This is a genomic window from Evansella sp. AB-P1, from assembly GCF_029688925.1.
Taxonomy (GTDB): domain Bacteria; phylum Bacillota; class Bacilli; order Bacillales; family Salisediminibacteriaceae; genus Evansella.
In genome coordinates, this window is the sequence record NZ_JARUKY010000009.1 from 39967 (window position 1) to 57134 (window position 17168).

The window sequence follows — 17168 nt, forward strand, 5'->3', positions numbered from 1 at the left end:
GCCACCTTTCATGTTTTATTACTGGTAGTATTGTTTACTTCGTTTTTTTCGAATCGCTTGAACAAATTTTAGATTTAACAATGTGGATAGGAGGATTTTTATTATTAAACCATGAAGAATCACTCCATAGATCGTTAACAACGTAATGATTAACGTACCAAACGCTGTCTGAGGGGCTATTTGTGAATATCCGAAAAAAACAAGTGATGCTAATCCACCTATAAATGCTTCTAAATAGGTAGTTACATTTGGTTCAACGATATAAAGGGGAATAACACTAATAAACAAGAGAAGAAAGCAACCGGGAATTAAGTATGTAAACCTCTGTTTCTGTAGCTTTTCTATTAATGGTTTTGTGTAGTATTTAGTGATAGCTTTTAAGCGTAAAAAATGAAGAAGTCTCGCTATACGAGCTAATTGAAATACAGCATCTAATGGGATGATTGCAATAACGATAAAAGGATTAGATTTTATAAATTGCCACTTTTGATTTGTATTAAAAAAACGGTATAAGAAGTCACTAAAGAAAATCGCCCACGTCCCCCATACAATGTATGAATTATACTGTGTTTGATACCATATAGTAGCAACTGCCGAAAAGGCTAGTATGAACATTAAACCTTCATAAATAAACTCAACTAAAGATTTGTTTTGTTGTTCTCCTCCCATGTAAAATCCTCCATTAACTTCCTTCTTATTAAAATGTATCATAGTTTTTCCAGGATGGGGGCAATCACTTTTACAATATTCTAGCTTTTTTGTTTCGTACCACTTTATAATTTTGAAATTTTCATTACTTTTTCTAACAAATTAACGTAAGTTTCCTTCAATCGTTTATACTAAACCTTAGAATTTAAAGATGAGGAGAATTTTATATGCTAAAAAGTACAGATCAAACGGTTTTACACTGCTACCCTGGATTAGTAGCACTAGTAACTGCAAAGAATGAAAATGTTCAAAACATCATGGCTGCCGGGTGGCATTCATACATATCTTTCGACCCAGCTATTTATGGGGTAGCAGTAGCAAAGGAAAGATTTACACACCACCTAATAAAAGAAAGCAATTCTTTTGCTATTAATTTTGTACCTGCAGAGTATGCTCACTTTATTGAAGGGGCAGGAAAAATGACAGGGGCAGATGGTGATAAGCTTGAACGAATTGGGGCAAAGTGGAAAATCGGTGAAACGGTTCCTTCTCCAATCTTAGATGTGGCTTATGTAGCCTATGAATGTGAAGTAATTGACATTCAAAGCTACGGTGATCACGATTGGATCGTAGGAAAAATTACGAAATTCCATAAAGATAATAGTAAATTTGGAGAAAATGGACTACCTAATTTTGAAAATATTCAACTACCACTATATATCGGACAATCGAAGTATTTGATTGGTGACAAATCCAGTGTAATAAAAGAAGTGAAACAAGAGGAAAAGTAAAAACTTTTTCTTTCTAAAAGAACTTTTGGAGTTTGGTTAAGTTATGTCAGAAGAATTCGTGCTCTGCAATGAATTCTTCTTTTTTGATTAGACTTCCATAATTATTTAAACATCCTCCTTTTTTGTATTCGTTATAGATGGAAACAAAGACAAATTGACTCTTTAATAATTCGATGGAAAACGAATATAATGGTATAAGTCAATCCAATTTTTTCAAACAAACGTTTATTTTAAAAAAATCTACTTCTACATCCCCTCCTTTCTGAATACTTTGTATAAAGCTTGTCTATATTATCTCTTTTTATGATTACGAAAAATGGGGGACCAACCGATGTATATTTATAGCATATTTTTAATTCTTCCTTTACTCTTCTACTTTTCAGGAATTAAAAATCAAGATAAAACAAGAACAAAAATGGAAAAAATGATGTTAACAATGGGCGCATCCATGCTCGTAGGTTTAACATTTGGGTTATTTATTGGCGCTATATACCATGGAGCATATTTCAATTCGTTTATAATTAGTCTGATTGTAACGACAATTGTAGGATTCCTTATTGGATTACCCCATGGTAAAATTACCGTTATTGAAGGTGTGTTTTCTGGAGGAATGGCAGGTATTATGGGAGCTATGACAGCTGAAATGTTATCTGTTCCTGAAATTCGAACCATCATGTTACTGTTGATATTACTTATGAGCTTAGGTGGATTCTGGTGTATGCACTTTTGGAAAAATGGTTTTTTATATAATAAAACCTATAAAGTCTTTATCTTCCATATAGCAACAATTCTATATTTACTGTTTATTACTTACTTATTTATCATGTACCCACCATTTCAACAAGGAAATGAGGCTCCACACGTTCACACTTCTTTGTTAAATAATTGAATTGTGCTATGACAGATCGATATATTTTACATGTATTTCCAAAGGTTCATTGTCTTACTTTCTTAAATTTCAACTCTTTCATGATAGATCCCATAAGCAGTTTTTCTGAAACAAGATGGAAACCAACATTTTGTACATTGAATATCGTTTTTCGATTAATATTTGCACCAATAATATTTACAACCAATGGATTTATGACATCCATCATTTTTCCTAATACTCGGTTATCACTCCTCATATGCTCTAGCATGACTAAGCTACCATCCCTTTTCAATACCCTTTTAATTTCCTCTAGCCCTTTTATGGGATCAGGCACGGAGCAAAACACACATGTACTTACAACATAGTCAAATTGATTATCTCCAAAATCCATGTTCTGTACGTCCATCTCTAGAAATTGTACAGACTTATTGTGTTTTGTTGCCACTTTTTTAGCATAGCTTAACATTTTTGGACTAAAATCAATTGCTGTAAAAGTGCTATTGTTTGGATAATAGGGAAGGTTGGCTCCAGTACCAACCCCAACCTCAAGAACATTTCCATGAAGGGTGGAAAAAAGCTCTTTTCTCCAACTTTCCTTTACCATGTGATCCATCCTCGAATAAAAAGGGGCAATCCGGTTGTAGCGTTTCTTTATTTTTGCTGTTTTATGATCTTCAGTCATTAGAATCACCATCCGTACCATGTATAATTAGGTGTATGGAAAAAGTTGTCCCCTCCCCTAGCTTACTCTCTACGGAAACGTATCCACCATGTGCCTCTACAATTTCTTTTACAATTGCTAAACCTAACCCTGTCCCACTATCATTTTGACTTCGGGCAGCATCTACTTTATAGAAGCGGTCCCAAATATATGGAAGTGCCTTCTGTTCAATGCCAGGTCCAGTATCTGTTACAGCGAATCTAACTTCATTTTCTCTTTTTATTAGTGACAATTCAATTTTCCCATTATTCGGCGTATGTCTTATAGCATTTTCAATAATATTTATTAACGCCTGCTCCATTCGGTAAGGGTCTATTTTGATCGTTAAATCCTCTACATTTTTTGAGATCACAAGGCTAGTTTCAATAGACTTTTGATCAAACATAATCATTCGACTTTCGTATAAAGACCTCACCCATGACGGAAGATACACTGTATCTATGTTCAATTTTATTTTCCCTTCCTCTAGCTTTGTAAGTAAGAACAAATCACTAACAAGATGCTCCATTCTCGTAGCTTCTTGATAGATAACATTTAAGTTTCTTTTCCACTCATTCTGCTTATCTGGAGGCATCTCCTTCATTACAGCGGAATACCCTTTTATATACGTTATAGGTGTTCGTAAATCATGTGAAATATGAGTAATAAATTGTCTCCGAGAATCTCTGTAATCTTTTAATTGTTTTGTCATGGACTGAATGTTAGCAGCTAACCTTCCCACTTCATCCTCTCCATGAACTTGAAGTTCTATATCTAAATCCCCATCTGCTATGTTTTTGGTCATTTCACTAATATGATCAATAGGCTTAGAAATTCTCTTCGTTAAATAGATCGTGAAAATATTACCAATAATCAAAGTAATGATACCCATTGCAGCAAACAAATATAAGAGTTTAATCTGAGCTTGATTCAAATCACCAGTATCTTGGTCTAAAAAGACATAACCTGTTATCTCATCATTATTATAAATGGGCATTAACGACCATACATGAGGTATGTGAAAGAGCATTGCTGTATCTACGTGTTCTAAAAACGGATCCTCCACTCCCTCTACCCTATCTTGGTTTTCATTAATCCAGCTTTGATAGTGATGTAGTATCGTTTCATCTATATTTTCTGATTGATAGGAAACGTTTATGTTCGAATCTAATATTAATAAATGACTTGATTTCCCTACTTCTATTTCTTCAATATATTCAATCACATGCTCTTGTACATCTTTTTCAAGAAGATGAGCATGGGAAACGATTCGAGCTTCAACCTCATTACTCAAATGATTTTGATAAAAGGTTTTAGTAATCCAATTGGCTCCACTTATTAAACTAATTACTGCAATAAATAAAATAACCATAACCCATGCGGTAATTCTAGATGATAATTTTTTAGGAAACATAAGAAACCCCCCCCATCCATACAATATCCTATAAAAAAACTCTTCAAGCAAATCACTTGAAGAATTTTTTAAATTTATTTTTCATCTAGAACTTTATATCCTATTCCCCATACCGTTTCAATGATAGGTTCATGATAATTTGTGGCTTTTAACTTTTCTCTAATATTTTTTATGTGTGTATCTACTGTACGGTTATCTCCTTCATAATCCATTCCCCACTCTAATTCCAACAAATGCTCTCGACTATATACTCTCCCTCGATTGCTTGAAAGACGCTGAAATATTTGAAATTCCTTTTTCGTTAGGGGTATAACATTATTATTAAAGGATACTTGATAACGTGATGGTTGAAAAACTAGATCTTTTACTATATAGGTTTCATTTGGTTTGTTTATTTTTTTCGATCTTCTTAATACTGACTGAACCCTTGCAATAAGCACTTTCGGTTCAAATGGTTTAACCATGTAATCATCTGCACCAATTCGCAAGCCTTCAACAACACGTTCTGTATCTCCTAAAGCAGTTAATAAAATCACTGGCGTTTGATTATCCAAATGGTTTCTAAGTTTCTTCAATAATTCAAAGCCATCCATTTCTGGCATCATTATATCTAAAATAATAATGTCATAATGATCCTTCGTAATTTTGTTTAATGCTTCTTCTCCGTTTGGTGCTTCTTCTAACAGATATCCTTGAGGTGAAAGACATACACGAAGTAATTTTCTCATTTCCGATTCATCGTCTACTAATAGTATTCGTTCTTCCATACTTCATCCACCTTTTTTAGCCCTGCAGACCTTTATGTGGCCGGAATAGACTTAAATTTTTTCAGACGTAATGTATTTAATACGACAGAAACGGAGCTAAACGCCATCGCTGCACCTGCTAGCATTGGATTAAGGAGTAAACCAAAAAATGGATAAAGTAAACCTGCTGCAACAGGAATCAAAATAATATTATATCCGAAAGCCCATCCTAAGTTTTGCCAAATCATACGCATTGTTGCTTTTGATAAACGGAAGGCGGTCACCACATTCATGATTTCTCCTTTGATTAATGTAATATTTGCTGTTTCCATGGCAACATCCGTTCCAGTACCTATTGCAATACTAATATTTGCTTGTGCTAAGGCTGGAGCATCATTAATTCCATCCCCCACCATAGCAACCGTTTCCCCTCGGTCCTGTAGCTCTTTCACATAGTTTGCTTTATCCTCTGGTAGAACCTCTGCTTCGAAACTATCAATGCCAGCTTCAAGGGCAATTGCTTCTGCGGTTCTTTTGTTATCTCCAGTTAGCATAACCACTTTAATTCCTAGATTTTTCAGTTCCTTAATTGCCTTAGGAGACTCTGCTTTTAATTTATCTGCAACTACAATCAGTCCAATAAACTCCTGTCCTTTTGCTACATACATTGGCGTCTTCCCTTGACTAGCCATTTCCTCAGCCTGCTCTTTAAAATCCTTTACATCAATATTATTATCAAGCATCCATTGATAGTTACCAACTAGACCTTTTTCACCGTTAATCGTTCCATAAATTCCTCTTCCACTTACAGCTTTAAAATCCTCTGGAGTCATCAACTTTAGGTTCTTCTCCTTTGCTCCTTGAACAATGGATTCCCCAAGAGGATGTTCTGATACACTTTCTAATGAGGCAACCCAAGTTAAAAGGTCCTCTTCGCTTGTTTTTCCTTCAGGTAAAATATCTGTTAATGAAGGTTTTCCTTCTGTAATGGTTCCTGTTTTATCCAAAACAATCGTCGTTACACGGTGAGCTTGTTCAAGGCTTGCTGCATCCTTAATTAAAACACCATTTTCAGCCCCTTTTTCTGTTCCTACCATAATGGCAGTTGGAGTTGCTAACCCTAGTGCACATGGACATGCGATAATTAATACAGCAATAAACGTAGTTAATGCAAAAATAAACGATGGTTCTGGTCCGAAAAATAACCAAATAAGAAAACTAATCGTCGCTAATATAACGACTGCTGGCACGAAATATGCTGATATAACATCAACCATTCTCTGGATTGGGGCTTTTGAACCCTGTGCATCATTTACCATCCGAATGATTTGAGACAATGTAGTATCTTTTCCTACTTTTGAAGCTTTAAAAGTAAAGCTTCCAGATTTATTTATCGTTGCTCCAATTACAGGGTCATCAATTTTCTTATCTACTGGAATAGGTTCCCCTGTAAGCATAGATTCATCAATGCTTGATGATCCTCGAATAATTGTTCCGTCAACAGGAATTCTTTCTCCAGGACGAACAGTAATTTCGTCACCTACTAAAACATTTTCAACTGGAATTTCTAACTCTTCTCCATTACGAATGACCCTAGCAGTCTTTGCTTGAAGCCCCATCAGTTTTTTTATTGCTGATGACGTTTCTCCTTTCGCCTTCGCTTCAAAGTATCTTCCTAATAAAATGAGAGTTGTGATAACGGTGGTTACATCATAATACAGCTGATAAGGAAAACCAGCATTCGTTAAAAACTCAGGGAACAACGTCATTGCACCACTATAAAGCCAAGCAGAGGTTGTACCCATAGCAACAAGTACATTCATATCTGCAGATCGATTTTTCAGAACTTTATAGCTATTTTTATAAAAACGCCAACCTGGTACGAGTTGAACATACGTCGTTAATACAAGTAGAAAGAAAGGGTTTTGTAACCATGCTGGCACCCATGCTCCCCAGCCGTGCATCATATGAGGAATGCTTCCAATTAAAACAATACTTGTAACAATTGCCGCAAGAGTAAAATCCTTCATTAATTTTTTTGATTCTTTTGCTTGCTTTGCAGATAAATCTTCCTCTTTATCATCATGAAGTTGTTTTGCACCAAAGCCTATTTTTTCAACAGATTGAATCATACTCTCAATTGTTTCATCATCAAATTCACCAACAACTTGAGCTTGGTGTGTTGCAAGATTTACATTTACTTTTTCCACACCGTCCACTTTCGAAATCTTTTTTTCAACCCGATTAACACAAGATGCACATGTCATCCCTTCAATCGCTAAACGGACTTTCGCCATATATACCCCTCCAGTATAAAAACTGTCTATTTTACTTATACCTTAATATGAAATAATTATGCATCTACAATATTACCATACTCCTGTAGGGTATACAACTTCTATGGATTCGTATATATCTTTTCATAAAAATTTCACAATAATTCGCCTCAATTCTCGCCCAGCCCCCCCTGGAGGTGTAACTTCGAAGAACGAGCTAGACGAGACACCGCAGGCACGAAGAAACACATCTTGCTCTACTTATCAGCTATTTTCAGGGTAGCCTTTTTATAAAAACATATATTCTAAAAGTTCTTCTAATTCTTCTTGATTTGATATATTTGCATCAGAAAGTATTAGTAAATCATAATAAGTGCCATTATTATACCAATTTACCGCCCATTCACTTTCTTGATTTAGCACAAGGAAATCTTCTCCTCCTAGCTTCCATTCTTCTGTGTCTTCATGATTAATGATAAGTCTTGTAAAACCATTCTTACTTATTTCTAATGATCCAAATTCTTCATTATATGTATGGTAAAGCTTTTGTCTATTCGTATGACCAATTAAGCTCTGCTGCTCATTGTATTCTCGAAGATCTTCCTCTGTTACCTCGTTCTCCTCACTTAACTTACCAAATGTAATTGTGTATCGATAAGGGACTTGGGCATAACGATGGTTTTCTGGCTCCCTCCAATCAATAAATTGGTGCTTCACATCATAACCAACAGCAACTACATCCCAATTCTCTGGTATAAGAAAGGGAGTATAACTAAATTCCTCATGGATAAAATCATATTGCTTTTCCTCTAGTGCCTCCTCCTGGGAATTACTTTGACACGCTGCTAGTAATGTAACGACAAGGAATAATATATAATAATGTTGCCTTCTCAACACACTCATCTCCTTACTTTAAAAAATCAAATAAACGTTTGTTTAAAAAACACTTTTTTATTACTATTAACATTCACATCGAATCATTTCTTTTTCAACTATACAATATTTCATGATACGATAGTTTATAATTCATCAAAGGGAGATTATATAAATGGAAAAGAACTATTTCATCCAACGGTTTAATAATGACGAACATTTTTCATCTGAAATTACATCTTTCATAGGAGAGAATTCAACATACTATTTAAATAAATGGAAGAGAAGTAATAACCCTACGAAATATGCTGGATGGAACTGGGCTGCATTTATCTTTACTCCTTTTTTCCTTGCATATCGTCATATGTATGTCTTATCTTTTCTTTATTTTTTATCTATTTCCTTTATCTTATTGTTAAACCCAAGTATCTCGTACTTCATTTACATAAATGTTTTTCCAGAAATAATTCAGGTGATGTGGATTGATATAATCCCTTTCTTTATACACATCTTCTTTGGTTTTAAAGCCAATGCATTTTACTTAAACCACGTTATCCGCCGATCAAGTTCAGAGGAAACAAATAGGAAGACTAACGTCCCTTTATTTAATCGATCTGGGAGGTCATGGATTAGTGCTATATCACTGCCATTAGCATTAATGATATTTTTTATTCTACCTATTTACGGTGTCGGAAATTGGATAGATAAACAAATGATGCCAACCGGTGTCTATGTTTACCCTGGTGGGCTATTAGATCCACCTGAAACGATAACAGATGTGAGTCGATTGGGACATATACCCACCTTTAAAAAATATGAAACTAACATTACAATTCAATTATTATATATGGGTGATAGGAATGTGGAAAATAAAGAATTTCACGTTGTTTTACATCATCGTCAAAAGGATCAAACGGAATGGGAGACCATTCAAAGTCAAACATATACATTCTTTTCCTCTAACAGCGTAGTATTAACTCTCCTTGAAGCTGATGATCCCTTAACAGAAGTTGGGGAGTACTTAGTTGAAGTGTATATAGAAGACATTCATGTTGGAGAGAGACGTTTTATAGTAGAAATGTAAAAAAAAGTGGTTCCAATGAACGTAAAAATACGCTTTGGAAACACTTTTTTAGTTTGTTACTATAACTTATGAAATCCTCGTCCCATTTGGAACTTCTTCATCCACATTTAACAAAACAACATCTCCATCCCCTGGTATTCCTCCCATAACAAGAACTTCCGATTTAAAACCAGCCACTCTTAGTGGAGGGAAATTTACAACTGCAACTACTTGACGATCAATTAATACTTCTGGATTATACCTTTTTGTGATTTGAGCACTAGATTGCTTTATGCCTATTTCCTCACCAAAATCAATGGTTAGTTTTATTGCTGGAGTTCTTGCTTCAGGAAAAGGTCCTGCTTCTAGTACAGTACCAACTCTCATATCAAGCTTAATAAAATCTTCGAACGTTGCCATTCCATCACCTCATTTACACCTATTCTATTCTTACTTTTCTTTTATTTATATAAAAAGTCCTTCTTTTTATTCACTAACCAGTAGGTTGAAGATGTTTTTTTCGCTTCACGAAATAACCTTTGCTATAATAATTATAAGAAAATGAATACCTTTTTAAACGTACTCTAAGCTTATCCTCATCTTTCATAAAACAAGACATGGAGGAGGAAATATTAAGATGAATAAGGAAAAGACAGTTATTTTCATTAATGGAAGCATGAATAAAAAATCCTTTACAAAAAAACTTCTGAAAAATGTAGAAGAGAGAATGAAGAAAAATGGTACAAAGACAATTTTTGTTGACATTCGAGAACTTGAGTTACCTGTTTATGATCCTGATCTAGAACTTCCTGAAATACTAAAAAATATTTCAACACAGTTGATTGAAGCAGACGGACTCGTTGTAGGTGTACCAGAGTACCATGGCTCTTATACAGGAGCAATTAAAAACTTTTTAGATTACTTTGGATTTCAAGAATTTGAAAAAACTCCTATTGCCCTTTTAACTACAACGGGAGGATTAAAAGCAGGTACAAACACGTTGAATCACCTTAGACTTGTTTTTAGAAACCTCCATGGCATCGTTATTCCACAGCAATTTGCCATTTGTAAAAAAGAAACAACGAATAATTTAGATTTAGATGATGCAACGGACTTAAGATTAGAAAAATTAGTCCAAGGATTAGAGACAGAAGTTCAAAAGAAAGTACTTTTTGAAGCGTTTGAAAAACAACAATTGCAAATTTCATATGAATAGTTGCAAAAAACGACCATAATATCATGGTCGTTTTTTTTACTCTAATCAAGACTAATCTATTTTATCTATAAATATTGTTAAAGATTATTAAATTATCATTCCTTCGTATTCTTTTGTTTAATTCATAACGAGCTAGGGGAAAGTCTTTATAAGTGTTATGAGAAAAAGATTTATTTGAAAGGATGGAATTAACTTTGGCACGGAACCATTATCACTTTGAAACAAAGAAACCTAGCATAATTTTTTTTATTTCCGCACCATTAGTTGGTCTATTCGTTATTTGGGGAGCCATAGGTCCAGATACATTAGAATCCTTCTCTGAATCTACATTAAATACTATCCTCGATCATTTCGGATGGTTCTATATGCTTGCCACTACATTTTTTATAGCCTTTGTGTTATTTTTAGCAATTAGTCCTTTTGGAAAGTTAAGGCTTGGAAAACCGTCAGAACGACCAGAATATAATTTTTATACATGGCTCGGTATGCTGTTTTCTGCCGGAGTCGGTGTAGGTTTTGTTTTTTGGGGTGTTGCTGAACCTGGTTTATATTATCTTGACCCTCATCCAGGTTACGCTGATGCTCCTGAAGAAGTAAGAGCAGCTGCTGGGCTTCGTTATGCTGTATTCCATTGGGCATTACACCCATGGGCTATCTTTTCTTTAATTGCGTTAACATTAGCTTATGTACAATTCCGAAAGGATCAGCCTGCCCTTATAAGCTCTGCCTTTCAGCCATTACTAGGTGATAGAAAATATAGTTATTTGTCAAAAGGGATAGATACATTTGCGGTACTGGCAACCTCAACTGGTGTAGCCACAACATTCGGATTGAGTGCACTTCAAATTACAGGGGGCTTATCACACCTTTCAGAAAACATACCGAATAATGCTATTACACAATTTATTGTTATAGGCATTGTTACATGTTTATTTATTATCTCTGCAGCAACCGGAATAAATAAAGGGATTAGAATATTGAGTACCATTAATTTAACAATCGCATCGATTTTACTACTGTTTGTCATTATTGTTGGCCCTAGTTTATTCATTGCTGAAAGTGCAGTTACTGCAATTGGTAGCTACTTAACAAATGTTACTCAAATGAGTCTCGACTTATATCCCTTCGGAAATGGTGATTGGTTAGGTGAATATACAATCTTTTTTTGGGCTTGGCACATATCTTGGGCTCCTTTTATGGGGATATTTATCGCCAGAATATCTCGTGGTAGAACAATTAGAGAGTTTGTAGCAGGTGTATTAATTGTACCTTCTCTCATAGCTATTCTTTGGTTTTCTACCTTTGGCGGTACTGCACTTGATATGATTTTAGCTGGAAACGAACAAATAGGAGATCTGGTGTTAGATAATGTGGAGGTTGCTTTATTTGCAACGTTAGGTGAATTGCCTCTTGGATTCTTTATTAATATATTAGCAATTTGCTTAATTCTCATCTTTTTTATTACAAGTGCAGACTCAGCGTCATATGTTCTTGGAGCTATGACTAGTGACGGTAGCTTAGAACCGAAGCTTTTTGTCAAGGTTGCTTGGGGATTTTTAATTGCAGGTACTGCTAGTGTACTACTATGGAGTGGTGGATTGGATGGTTTACAATCAGCATCCATTATAGCTGCACTCCCATTTGCTATCATTATGATTGTAATGGCGATCTCCTTACTATTGATCATGAGGAAAGATTTAAAAGAAGATCAAAAGAAGAAAAGAGAGCAATTAAAGAAGGAGCTTAAACAGGAAGTATATGACGAAATGAAAGAATCAGAATCAGATTAATGTAGAATTTAAAATGGAGAAGTGACGGGTAATTATTTCCGTTGCTTTTCCCGTTGGAGTCGTCATCCTCCACTACTGAACTGTTATTATTTTCAGGGTAGACCACCCATGCAAGTGAAGATTGCACCATGGGGATGAAAATCTCTTTCTAAGGTGTTCATCCGTTGCAGGCAGGCGCTTTCCGTGGGGCACGACCTCAACTTCCTACTACTTACTCGGTAAGTGCTAGGGAATTTTCGGGTCGCACTGATCCCACTGGAGTCGCTGCCTTCCACTACTGAACCATTTCTATTTACAGGGTAGACCGCCCATGCAAGTGTAAATTTGCACCATGGGGGATGAATATCTCTTTCTAAGGTATACCACCTTCCCGCCGCATTTGTGATCTTCCGCCGTTTGTGGGAAGAATATCGGCTTCATCATCCCCCATTTCGGCTTTCACTCCATTTGCGGGAACGTTGGCGGCTTCTATCTTACCGCAAACCTTCTTCTTCACTCTTTCCAGGAACGGGGCGACCTTCCTCCGTTCCTGCAAACTTCTTTTTTACCTTTTCCAGGAACGGGGCGATCTTCCTCTGTTACCGCAATCCTCTTTTTCACTCTTTCCAGGAACGGGGCGACCTTCCTCCGTTCCTGCAAACTTCTTTTTTACCTTTTCCAGGAACGGGGCGATCTTCCTCCGTTCCTGCAATCCTCTTTTTTTCCCTTTCCAGGAACGGGGCGATCTTCCTCCGTTCCTGCAAACTTCTTTTTCACTCTTTCCAGGAACAGGGGCACCTTCCTCCGTTCCTGCAAACTTCTTTTTCACTGTTTCCAGGAACGGGGCGACTTCCTCCGTTCCTGCAATCCTCTTTTTTGCCCTTTCCAGGAATGGGGCGAACTTCCTCCGTTCCTGCAAACTTCTTTTTCACTCTTTGCAGGAACGCTGGCTACTTCCTCCGTGCCTGCAAACCTCTTTTTCTCTCTTTGCAGGAACAGTGGATCCTTCCTCCGTGCCTGCAAACCTCTTTTTCTCTCTTTGCAGGAACGGTGGACCCTTCCTACGTGCCCGCAAACTCCTTTTTCTCTCTTTGCAGGAACAGTGGATCCTTCCTCCATGCCTGCAAACTTCTTTTCCACTCTTTGCAGGAACGGTGGACCCTTCCTACGTGCCCGCAAACTTCTTTTCCACTCTTTGCAGGAACAGTGGATCCTTCCTCTGTGCCCGCAAACTTCTTTTCCACTCTTTGCAGGAACAGTGGATCCTTCCTCCGTGCCCGCAAACTTCTTTTCCACTCTTTGCAGGAACAGTGGATCCTTCCTCCGTGCCTGCAAACTTCTTTTTCACTCTTTGCAGGAACAGTGGATCCTTCCTCCGTGCCTGCAAACTTCTTTTCCCTGTTTGCAGGCTTATTGACTCACTTCTATACGCCTGCAAACCCACTTTCTCTGTTTGCAGGCTCATTGGCCCGCTTCTTGGATACCGCATTTGTGTTTTTCCCTGCTTTCCGGGCTTCAAGAACGCTTCTTATTTACAGGGGAGATACCCAAAAAATAATAAAGGAGTTCAGTAAAGATATACGACAACACAAGCGATGTGTTTTCCATTAGCATAGTTATCTATCATGATAAGATTTGCAATTTAATTTCAATTTGTACATAATTTAATCTAATGTGCAAAGTCTTATAACATAAACATTTATGATTCAAAAGGATGGAGCAATGTAAGAGAGGAGGACATTCGTTTAACGAATGAGATGAATACCTATGAAAAATAACTATGAATACGAAACAAGGAAACCAAATATTGTTTTTTACATATCTGCTACATTGGTAGCACTTTTTGTTCTCTGGGGAGCAATAGGACCACGATCTTTAGAAGCATTTTCTAATTCAGCATTAGCATCAACATTAAATAACTTCGGCTGGTTCTATATGCTTTCTACAGCTTTTTTTATTGTGTTCGTTCTCTTTTTAGCCATTAGTCCTTTTGGAAAATTAAGATTAGGGAAGGCAGATGAGAAACCGGAGTATAAATTTTATACTTGGTTAGGAATGTTGTTTTCAGCAGGTATCGGTGTTGGTTTTGTTTTTTGGGGAGTAGCGGAACCAGCTTTGTATTATTTAGATCCTCACCCAGATTATATTGGAGCAGAGCCAGCTGTAATGGCTAGTGCAGGACTTCGTTATGCTGTTTTTCATTGGGCACTACACCCTTGGGCTATTTTTTCCTTAGTTGCATTGACATTAGCCTATGTACAGTTTCGAAAGGATCAGCCAGCCCTTATTAGTTCAGCCTTTCAGCCCCTTTTAGGAGATCGCATTAGAGGGCCCTTCGGAAAAGGGATTGATGTTTTAGCAGTTCTAGCTACTTCAACTGGGGTTGCAACCACTTTCGGACTAAGTGCAATGCAAATAACAGGTGGGTTATCACACTTAATTAGTGGCATTCCAAATAATGCAATAACACAATTAGTAGTCATAGCTATCGTTACAATACTATTTATTTTTTCTGCTGCTACTGGAGTAAACAAGGGAATCCGTATTTTAAGTACAATTAATTTAACTGTTGCATCTATATTACTTATTTTTATGATCACATTCGGTCCTACCTTATTTATTGCAGAGAGTATTGTTACAACAATTGGTGGGTACATTGCGAATGTGACGCAAATGAGTCTCGACCTTAATCCGTTTGGTGACGGAGAATGGCTTGGTATATACACAATTTTTTTCTGGGCATGGCACATTTCATGGGCACCTTTTATGGGTATCTTCATTGCACGAATTTCCAGAGGCCGAACAATACGGGAATTTGTTGCAGGTGTACTCATCATCCCTTCATTACTAGCTGTCGTTTGGTTTACTGCTTTTGGTGGAACTGCTCTAGATATGATAATGAATGGTAATGAACAGCTAGGTAACCTTGTTATGGATAATGTAGAGGTTGCTTTATTTGTAACATTGGATGAATTACCTTTTGGTATAATTATGAGTATATTAGCTGTTATCTTAATTGTTATTTTCTTTATAACATCAGCGGACTCTGCTTCTTACGTCTTAGCTGCATTAACAAGTGAGGGAAGTTTAGAACCTAAATTAGGAGTAAAAGTAATATGGGGATTCCTTATTGCAGGCACAGCAAGTGTTCTTTTACTAAGTGGAGGTTTAACAGGACTTCAAACTGCCTCGATTGTAGCTGCATTACCCTTTGCTATAATTATGGTTGTTATGATCTTCTCTCTCCTAATTATGATGGGACGAGATATGGAAGCCGAACAACTATGGAAACGCCGACGTCGCACTAAAAAAATGAAAAAAGAAGTACATGATGAAATGTACGATAAAATGAAAGAAAACATGTACGAGGATGTAAAAGAAGAAGTTTATGATGAAATGAAAGAAGACATATATGAACACGTAAAGCAGGATGTGTATGAAGAATTAAAAGAAGAAGTATTAGAAGACTTAAAAGATGAAGTTTACGATGAAATCAAAGAAAAAATTTACGATGATTTAAAGGATTTAGGAAAAGATTCCTCTCCTTCAAAAGATCCAGATACCGATAAGCATAATAAATAAATAAATATTAGAAGGATTACCTTTCCAATATGGGTAATCCTTTTTTCCTCAGAGTGCAATAAAACCTACCAAAAAGAACAATATACTTCCACCTATTGAAAACAGTATATAAGTAATAAATGGCACCAGCTTTTTCTTTTTGAGTAATGTTGCCGCTTCTACTGAGAACGTAGAAAAGGTTGTAAAAGCTCCAAAAAAACCAATTCCAAATATAATGTAAAGTTTTTCGTTATTTTCTGCAGATGGAATTTCTCCATATAACAAGTTAAAAAGCAATCCCAATCCGAATGACCCTAACAAATTAACATATAGCATGGCAGTAGGAATGAATCTTTCTTTTGTATGACTCTTAATCCATACCCCGAGGAGATATCGTCCGACTGCCCCTATACCTCCACCAATAGCTACTATAAGCATATTTCCAATCATTGTATTTCATCAGCTCTTTTCTTTCGATGCACAAAAGCTGTGCTCATTGCCATTCCAATGACCGCTAAAAGAATACCCCCAAATAAGGAAGATACTAAATATATTACAATAGAAGGAGAGGAAGCCTGACCAAATAAAAAAATCGTATCAGCCGCTAAGGTAGACATGGTGGTAAATCCTCCACAAAAACCAACTCCAATCCCCTCTTTTAATATTGGAGAGAATTCTTTATTTAATATGTATCCTGTTAATAATCCTAATAAGAGACTACCACCAAGGTTTTCAATAACAGTCCCTAAAGGGAAAAGAATAGAAGAAACTTCAGTATTGATCAAAAAGCGAAATATTGTTCCTAATGCTCCTCCAATAAAAATTGCTAGAAGTATTAGACCATGATTTTTCATTCGTTATACCTCTTCCTTCTCGGTATTGCTTTTGAATATTCATTTTATTATAGCAAACGTTACGATTTAATGTTCTATAGACTTAGTATGAAGGCTATTCATTTTATTTAGACCGAAAAATATAATAAGGCTTATCCTCAGAAGATCTAAGGATAAGCCTTTGTTTATTAATATCCGTTTGGAATTAAAGTTTTACTACGTTTGCAGCTTGAGGACCACGGTCGCCTTCGACGATTTCGAATTCAACTTCTTGGCCTTCTTCTAAAGTTTTGAATCCTTCAGATTGGATAGCTGAGAAATGTACGAATACATCGTCTCCACCTTCGCGTTCGATGAATCCAAATCCTTTTTCTGAATTAAACCATTTTACTTTGCCTGTCATGTTA

General features: G+C 36.2%; 19 protein-coding genes. 6 read left to right on the forward strand and 13 right to left on the reverse strand.

Annotated elements, in window-relative coordinates; genetic code table 11:
• Positions 1-18: 18 nt before the first annotated feature.
• A complete protein-coding gene (locus QA612_RS10765) occupies positions 19-669 on the reverse strand; it encodes a hypothetical protein (protein WP_278283817.1) in 651 nt (216 codons plus the stop codon).
• Positions 670-875: 206 nt separating this feature from the next.
• On the opposite strand from QA612_RS10765, the gene QA612_RS10770 reads away from it, so the two are divergent.
• Together QA612_RS10770 and QA612_RS10775 are read left to right on the forward strand one after the other, a co-directional pair.
• Positions 876-1439, forward strand: coding sequence for a flavin reductase family protein (locus tag QA612_RS10770; protein WP_278283818.1), 564 nt, complete (start codon positions 876-878; stop codon positions 1437-1439).
• Between the two features lie 331 nt (positions 1440-1770).
• On the forward strand, positions 1771-2328 hold the full coding sequence (locus QA612_RS10775) for a hypothetical protein (protein ID WP_278283819.1): 558 nt from the start codon (positions 1771-1773) through the stop codon (positions 2326-2328).
• Between the two features lie 46 nt (positions 2329-2374).
• Here the strand turns inward: QA612_RS10775 and QA612_RS10780 are convergent, their stop codons facing one another.
• From QA612_RS10780 to QA612_RS10800, 5 genes are all read right to left on the reverse strand, one after another.
• A complete protein-coding gene (locus tag QA612_RS10780) occupies positions 2375-2992 on the reverse strand; it encodes a class I SAM-dependent methyltransferase (protein WP_278283820.1) in 618 nt (205 codons plus the stop codon).
• The gene (locus tag QA612_RS10785; protein ID WP_278283821.1) at positions 2985-4424 is read right to left on the reverse strand and encodes a HAMP domain-containing sensor histidine kinase; all 1440 of its coding nucleotides are present in this window, start codon (positions 4422-4424) and stop codon (positions 2985-2987) included. Before QA612_RS10785 ends, QA612_RS10780 begins: the two co-directional genes overlap by 8 nt.
• 74 nt (positions 4425-4498) lie before the next feature.
• Positions 4499-5191, reverse strand: coding sequence for a response regulator transcription factor (locus QA612_RS10790; RefSeq protein WP_278283822.1), 693 nt, complete (start codon positions 5189-5191; stop codon positions 4499-4501).
• Between the two features lie 32 nt (positions 5192-5223).
• Positions 5224-7467 (reverse strand): heavy metal translocating P-type ATPase, encoded by a 2244-nt coding sequence (locus QA612_RS10795; RefSeq protein ID WP_278283823.1) that lies wholly within the window; start codon positions 7465-7467, stop codon positions 5224-5226.
• A gap of 267 nt (positions 7468-7734) precedes the next feature.
• Entirely contained in the window at positions 7735-8340 is a 606-nt protein-coding gene (locus tag QA612_RS10800; RefSeq protein ID WP_278283824.1) for a hypothetical protein, read from the reverse strand.
• A 154-nt stretch (positions 8341-8494) separates the two neighbouring features.
• Here QA612_RS10800 and QA612_RS10805 point away from each other — a divergent pair, with 154 nt between their 5' ends.
• A complete protein-coding gene (locus QA612_RS10805) occupies positions 8495-9403 on the forward strand; it encodes a DUF2628 domain-containing protein (protein ID WP_278283825.1) in 909 nt (302 codons plus the stop codon).
• Positions 9404-9469: 66 nt separating this feature from the next.
• On the opposite strand, the gene csaA is transcribed toward QA612_RS10805, so the two are convergent.
• Positions 9470-9802 carry a chaperone CsaA gene (csaA, locus tag QA612_RS10810; protein ID WP_278283826.1) on the reverse strand — a complete coding sequence of 111 codons (333 nt, stop codon included), beginning with the start codon at positions 9800-9802 and terminating at the stop codon, positions 9470-9472.
• 217 nt (positions 9803-10019) lie between these two features.
• On the opposite strand from csaA, the gene QA612_RS10815 reads away from it, so the two are divergent.
• Together QA612_RS10815 and QA612_RS10820 are read left to right on the forward strand one after the other, a co-directional pair.
• Positions 10020-10598, forward strand: coding sequence for an NADPH-dependent FMN reductase (locus tag QA612_RS10815; RefSeq protein ID WP_278283827.1), 579 nt, complete (start codon positions 10020-10022; stop codon positions 10596-10598).
• Between the two features lie 194 nt (positions 10599-10792).
• Entirely contained in the window at positions 10793-12388 is a 1596-nt protein-coding gene (locus QA612_RS10820; RefSeq protein ID WP_278283828.1) for a BCCT family transporter, read from the forward strand.
• A 544-nt stretch (positions 12389-12932) separates the two neighbouring features.
• On the opposite strand, the gene QA612_RS10825 is transcribed toward QA612_RS10820, so the two are convergent.
• From QA612_RS10825 to QA612_RS10835, 3 genes are read right to left on the reverse strand one after another with little or no spacing between them, the layout of a single operon-like run.
• Positions 12933-13196 carry a hypothetical protein gene (locus tag QA612_RS10825; protein WP_278283829.1) on the reverse strand — a complete coding sequence of 88 codons (264 nt, stop codon included), beginning with the start codon at positions 13194-13196 and terminating at the stop codon, positions 12933-12935.
• On the reverse strand, positions 13193-13546 hold the full coding sequence (locus QA612_RS10830; RefSeq protein ID WP_278283830.1) for a hypothetical protein: 354 nt from the start codon (positions 13544-13546) through the stop codon (positions 13193-13195). Before QA612_RS10830 ends, QA612_RS10825 begins: the two co-directional genes overlap by 4 nt.
• Positions 13533-13856, reverse strand: a complete 324-nt coding sequence (locus QA612_RS10835; protein WP_278283831.1) for a hypothetical protein — start codon at positions 13854-13856, stop codon at positions 13533-13535. The genes QA612_RS10830 and QA612_RS10835 overlap by 14 nt, the downstream gene beginning before the upstream one ends.
• Before the next feature lie 278 nt (positions 13857-14134).
• On the opposite strand from QA612_RS10835, the gene QA612_RS10840 reads away from it, so the two are divergent.
• Complete coding sequence (locus QA612_RS10840) at positions 14135-15949, forward strand: BCCT family transporter (protein ID WP_278283832.1); 1815 nt, start codon at positions 14135-14137, stop codon at positions 15947-15949.
• 48 nt (positions 15950-15997) lie between these two features.
• On the opposite strand, the gene crcB is transcribed toward QA612_RS10840, so the two are convergent.
• From crcB to cspD, 3 genes are all read right to left on the reverse strand, one after another.
• On the reverse strand, positions 15998-16378 hold the full coding sequence (crcB, locus tag QA612_RS10845) for a fluoride efflux transporter CrcB (RefSeq protein ID WP_278283833.1): 381 nt from the start codon (positions 16376-16378) through the stop codon (positions 15998-16000).
• On the reverse strand, positions 16375-16782 hold the full coding sequence (locus QA612_RS10850) for a fluoride efflux transporter FluC (RefSeq protein ID WP_278283834.1): 408 nt from the start codon (positions 16780-16782) through the stop codon (positions 16375-16377). The genes crcB and QA612_RS10850 overlap by 4 nt, the downstream gene beginning before the upstream one ends.
• 184 nt (positions 16783-16966) lie before the next feature.
• Positions 16967-17164 carry a cold-shock protein CspD gene (gene cspD, locus QA612_RS10855; protein WP_278283835.1) on the reverse strand — a complete coding sequence of 66 codons (198 nt, stop codon included), beginning with the start codon at positions 17162-17164 and terminating at the stop codon, positions 16967-16969.
• Between the last annotated feature and the right edge of the window lie 4 nt (positions 17165-17168).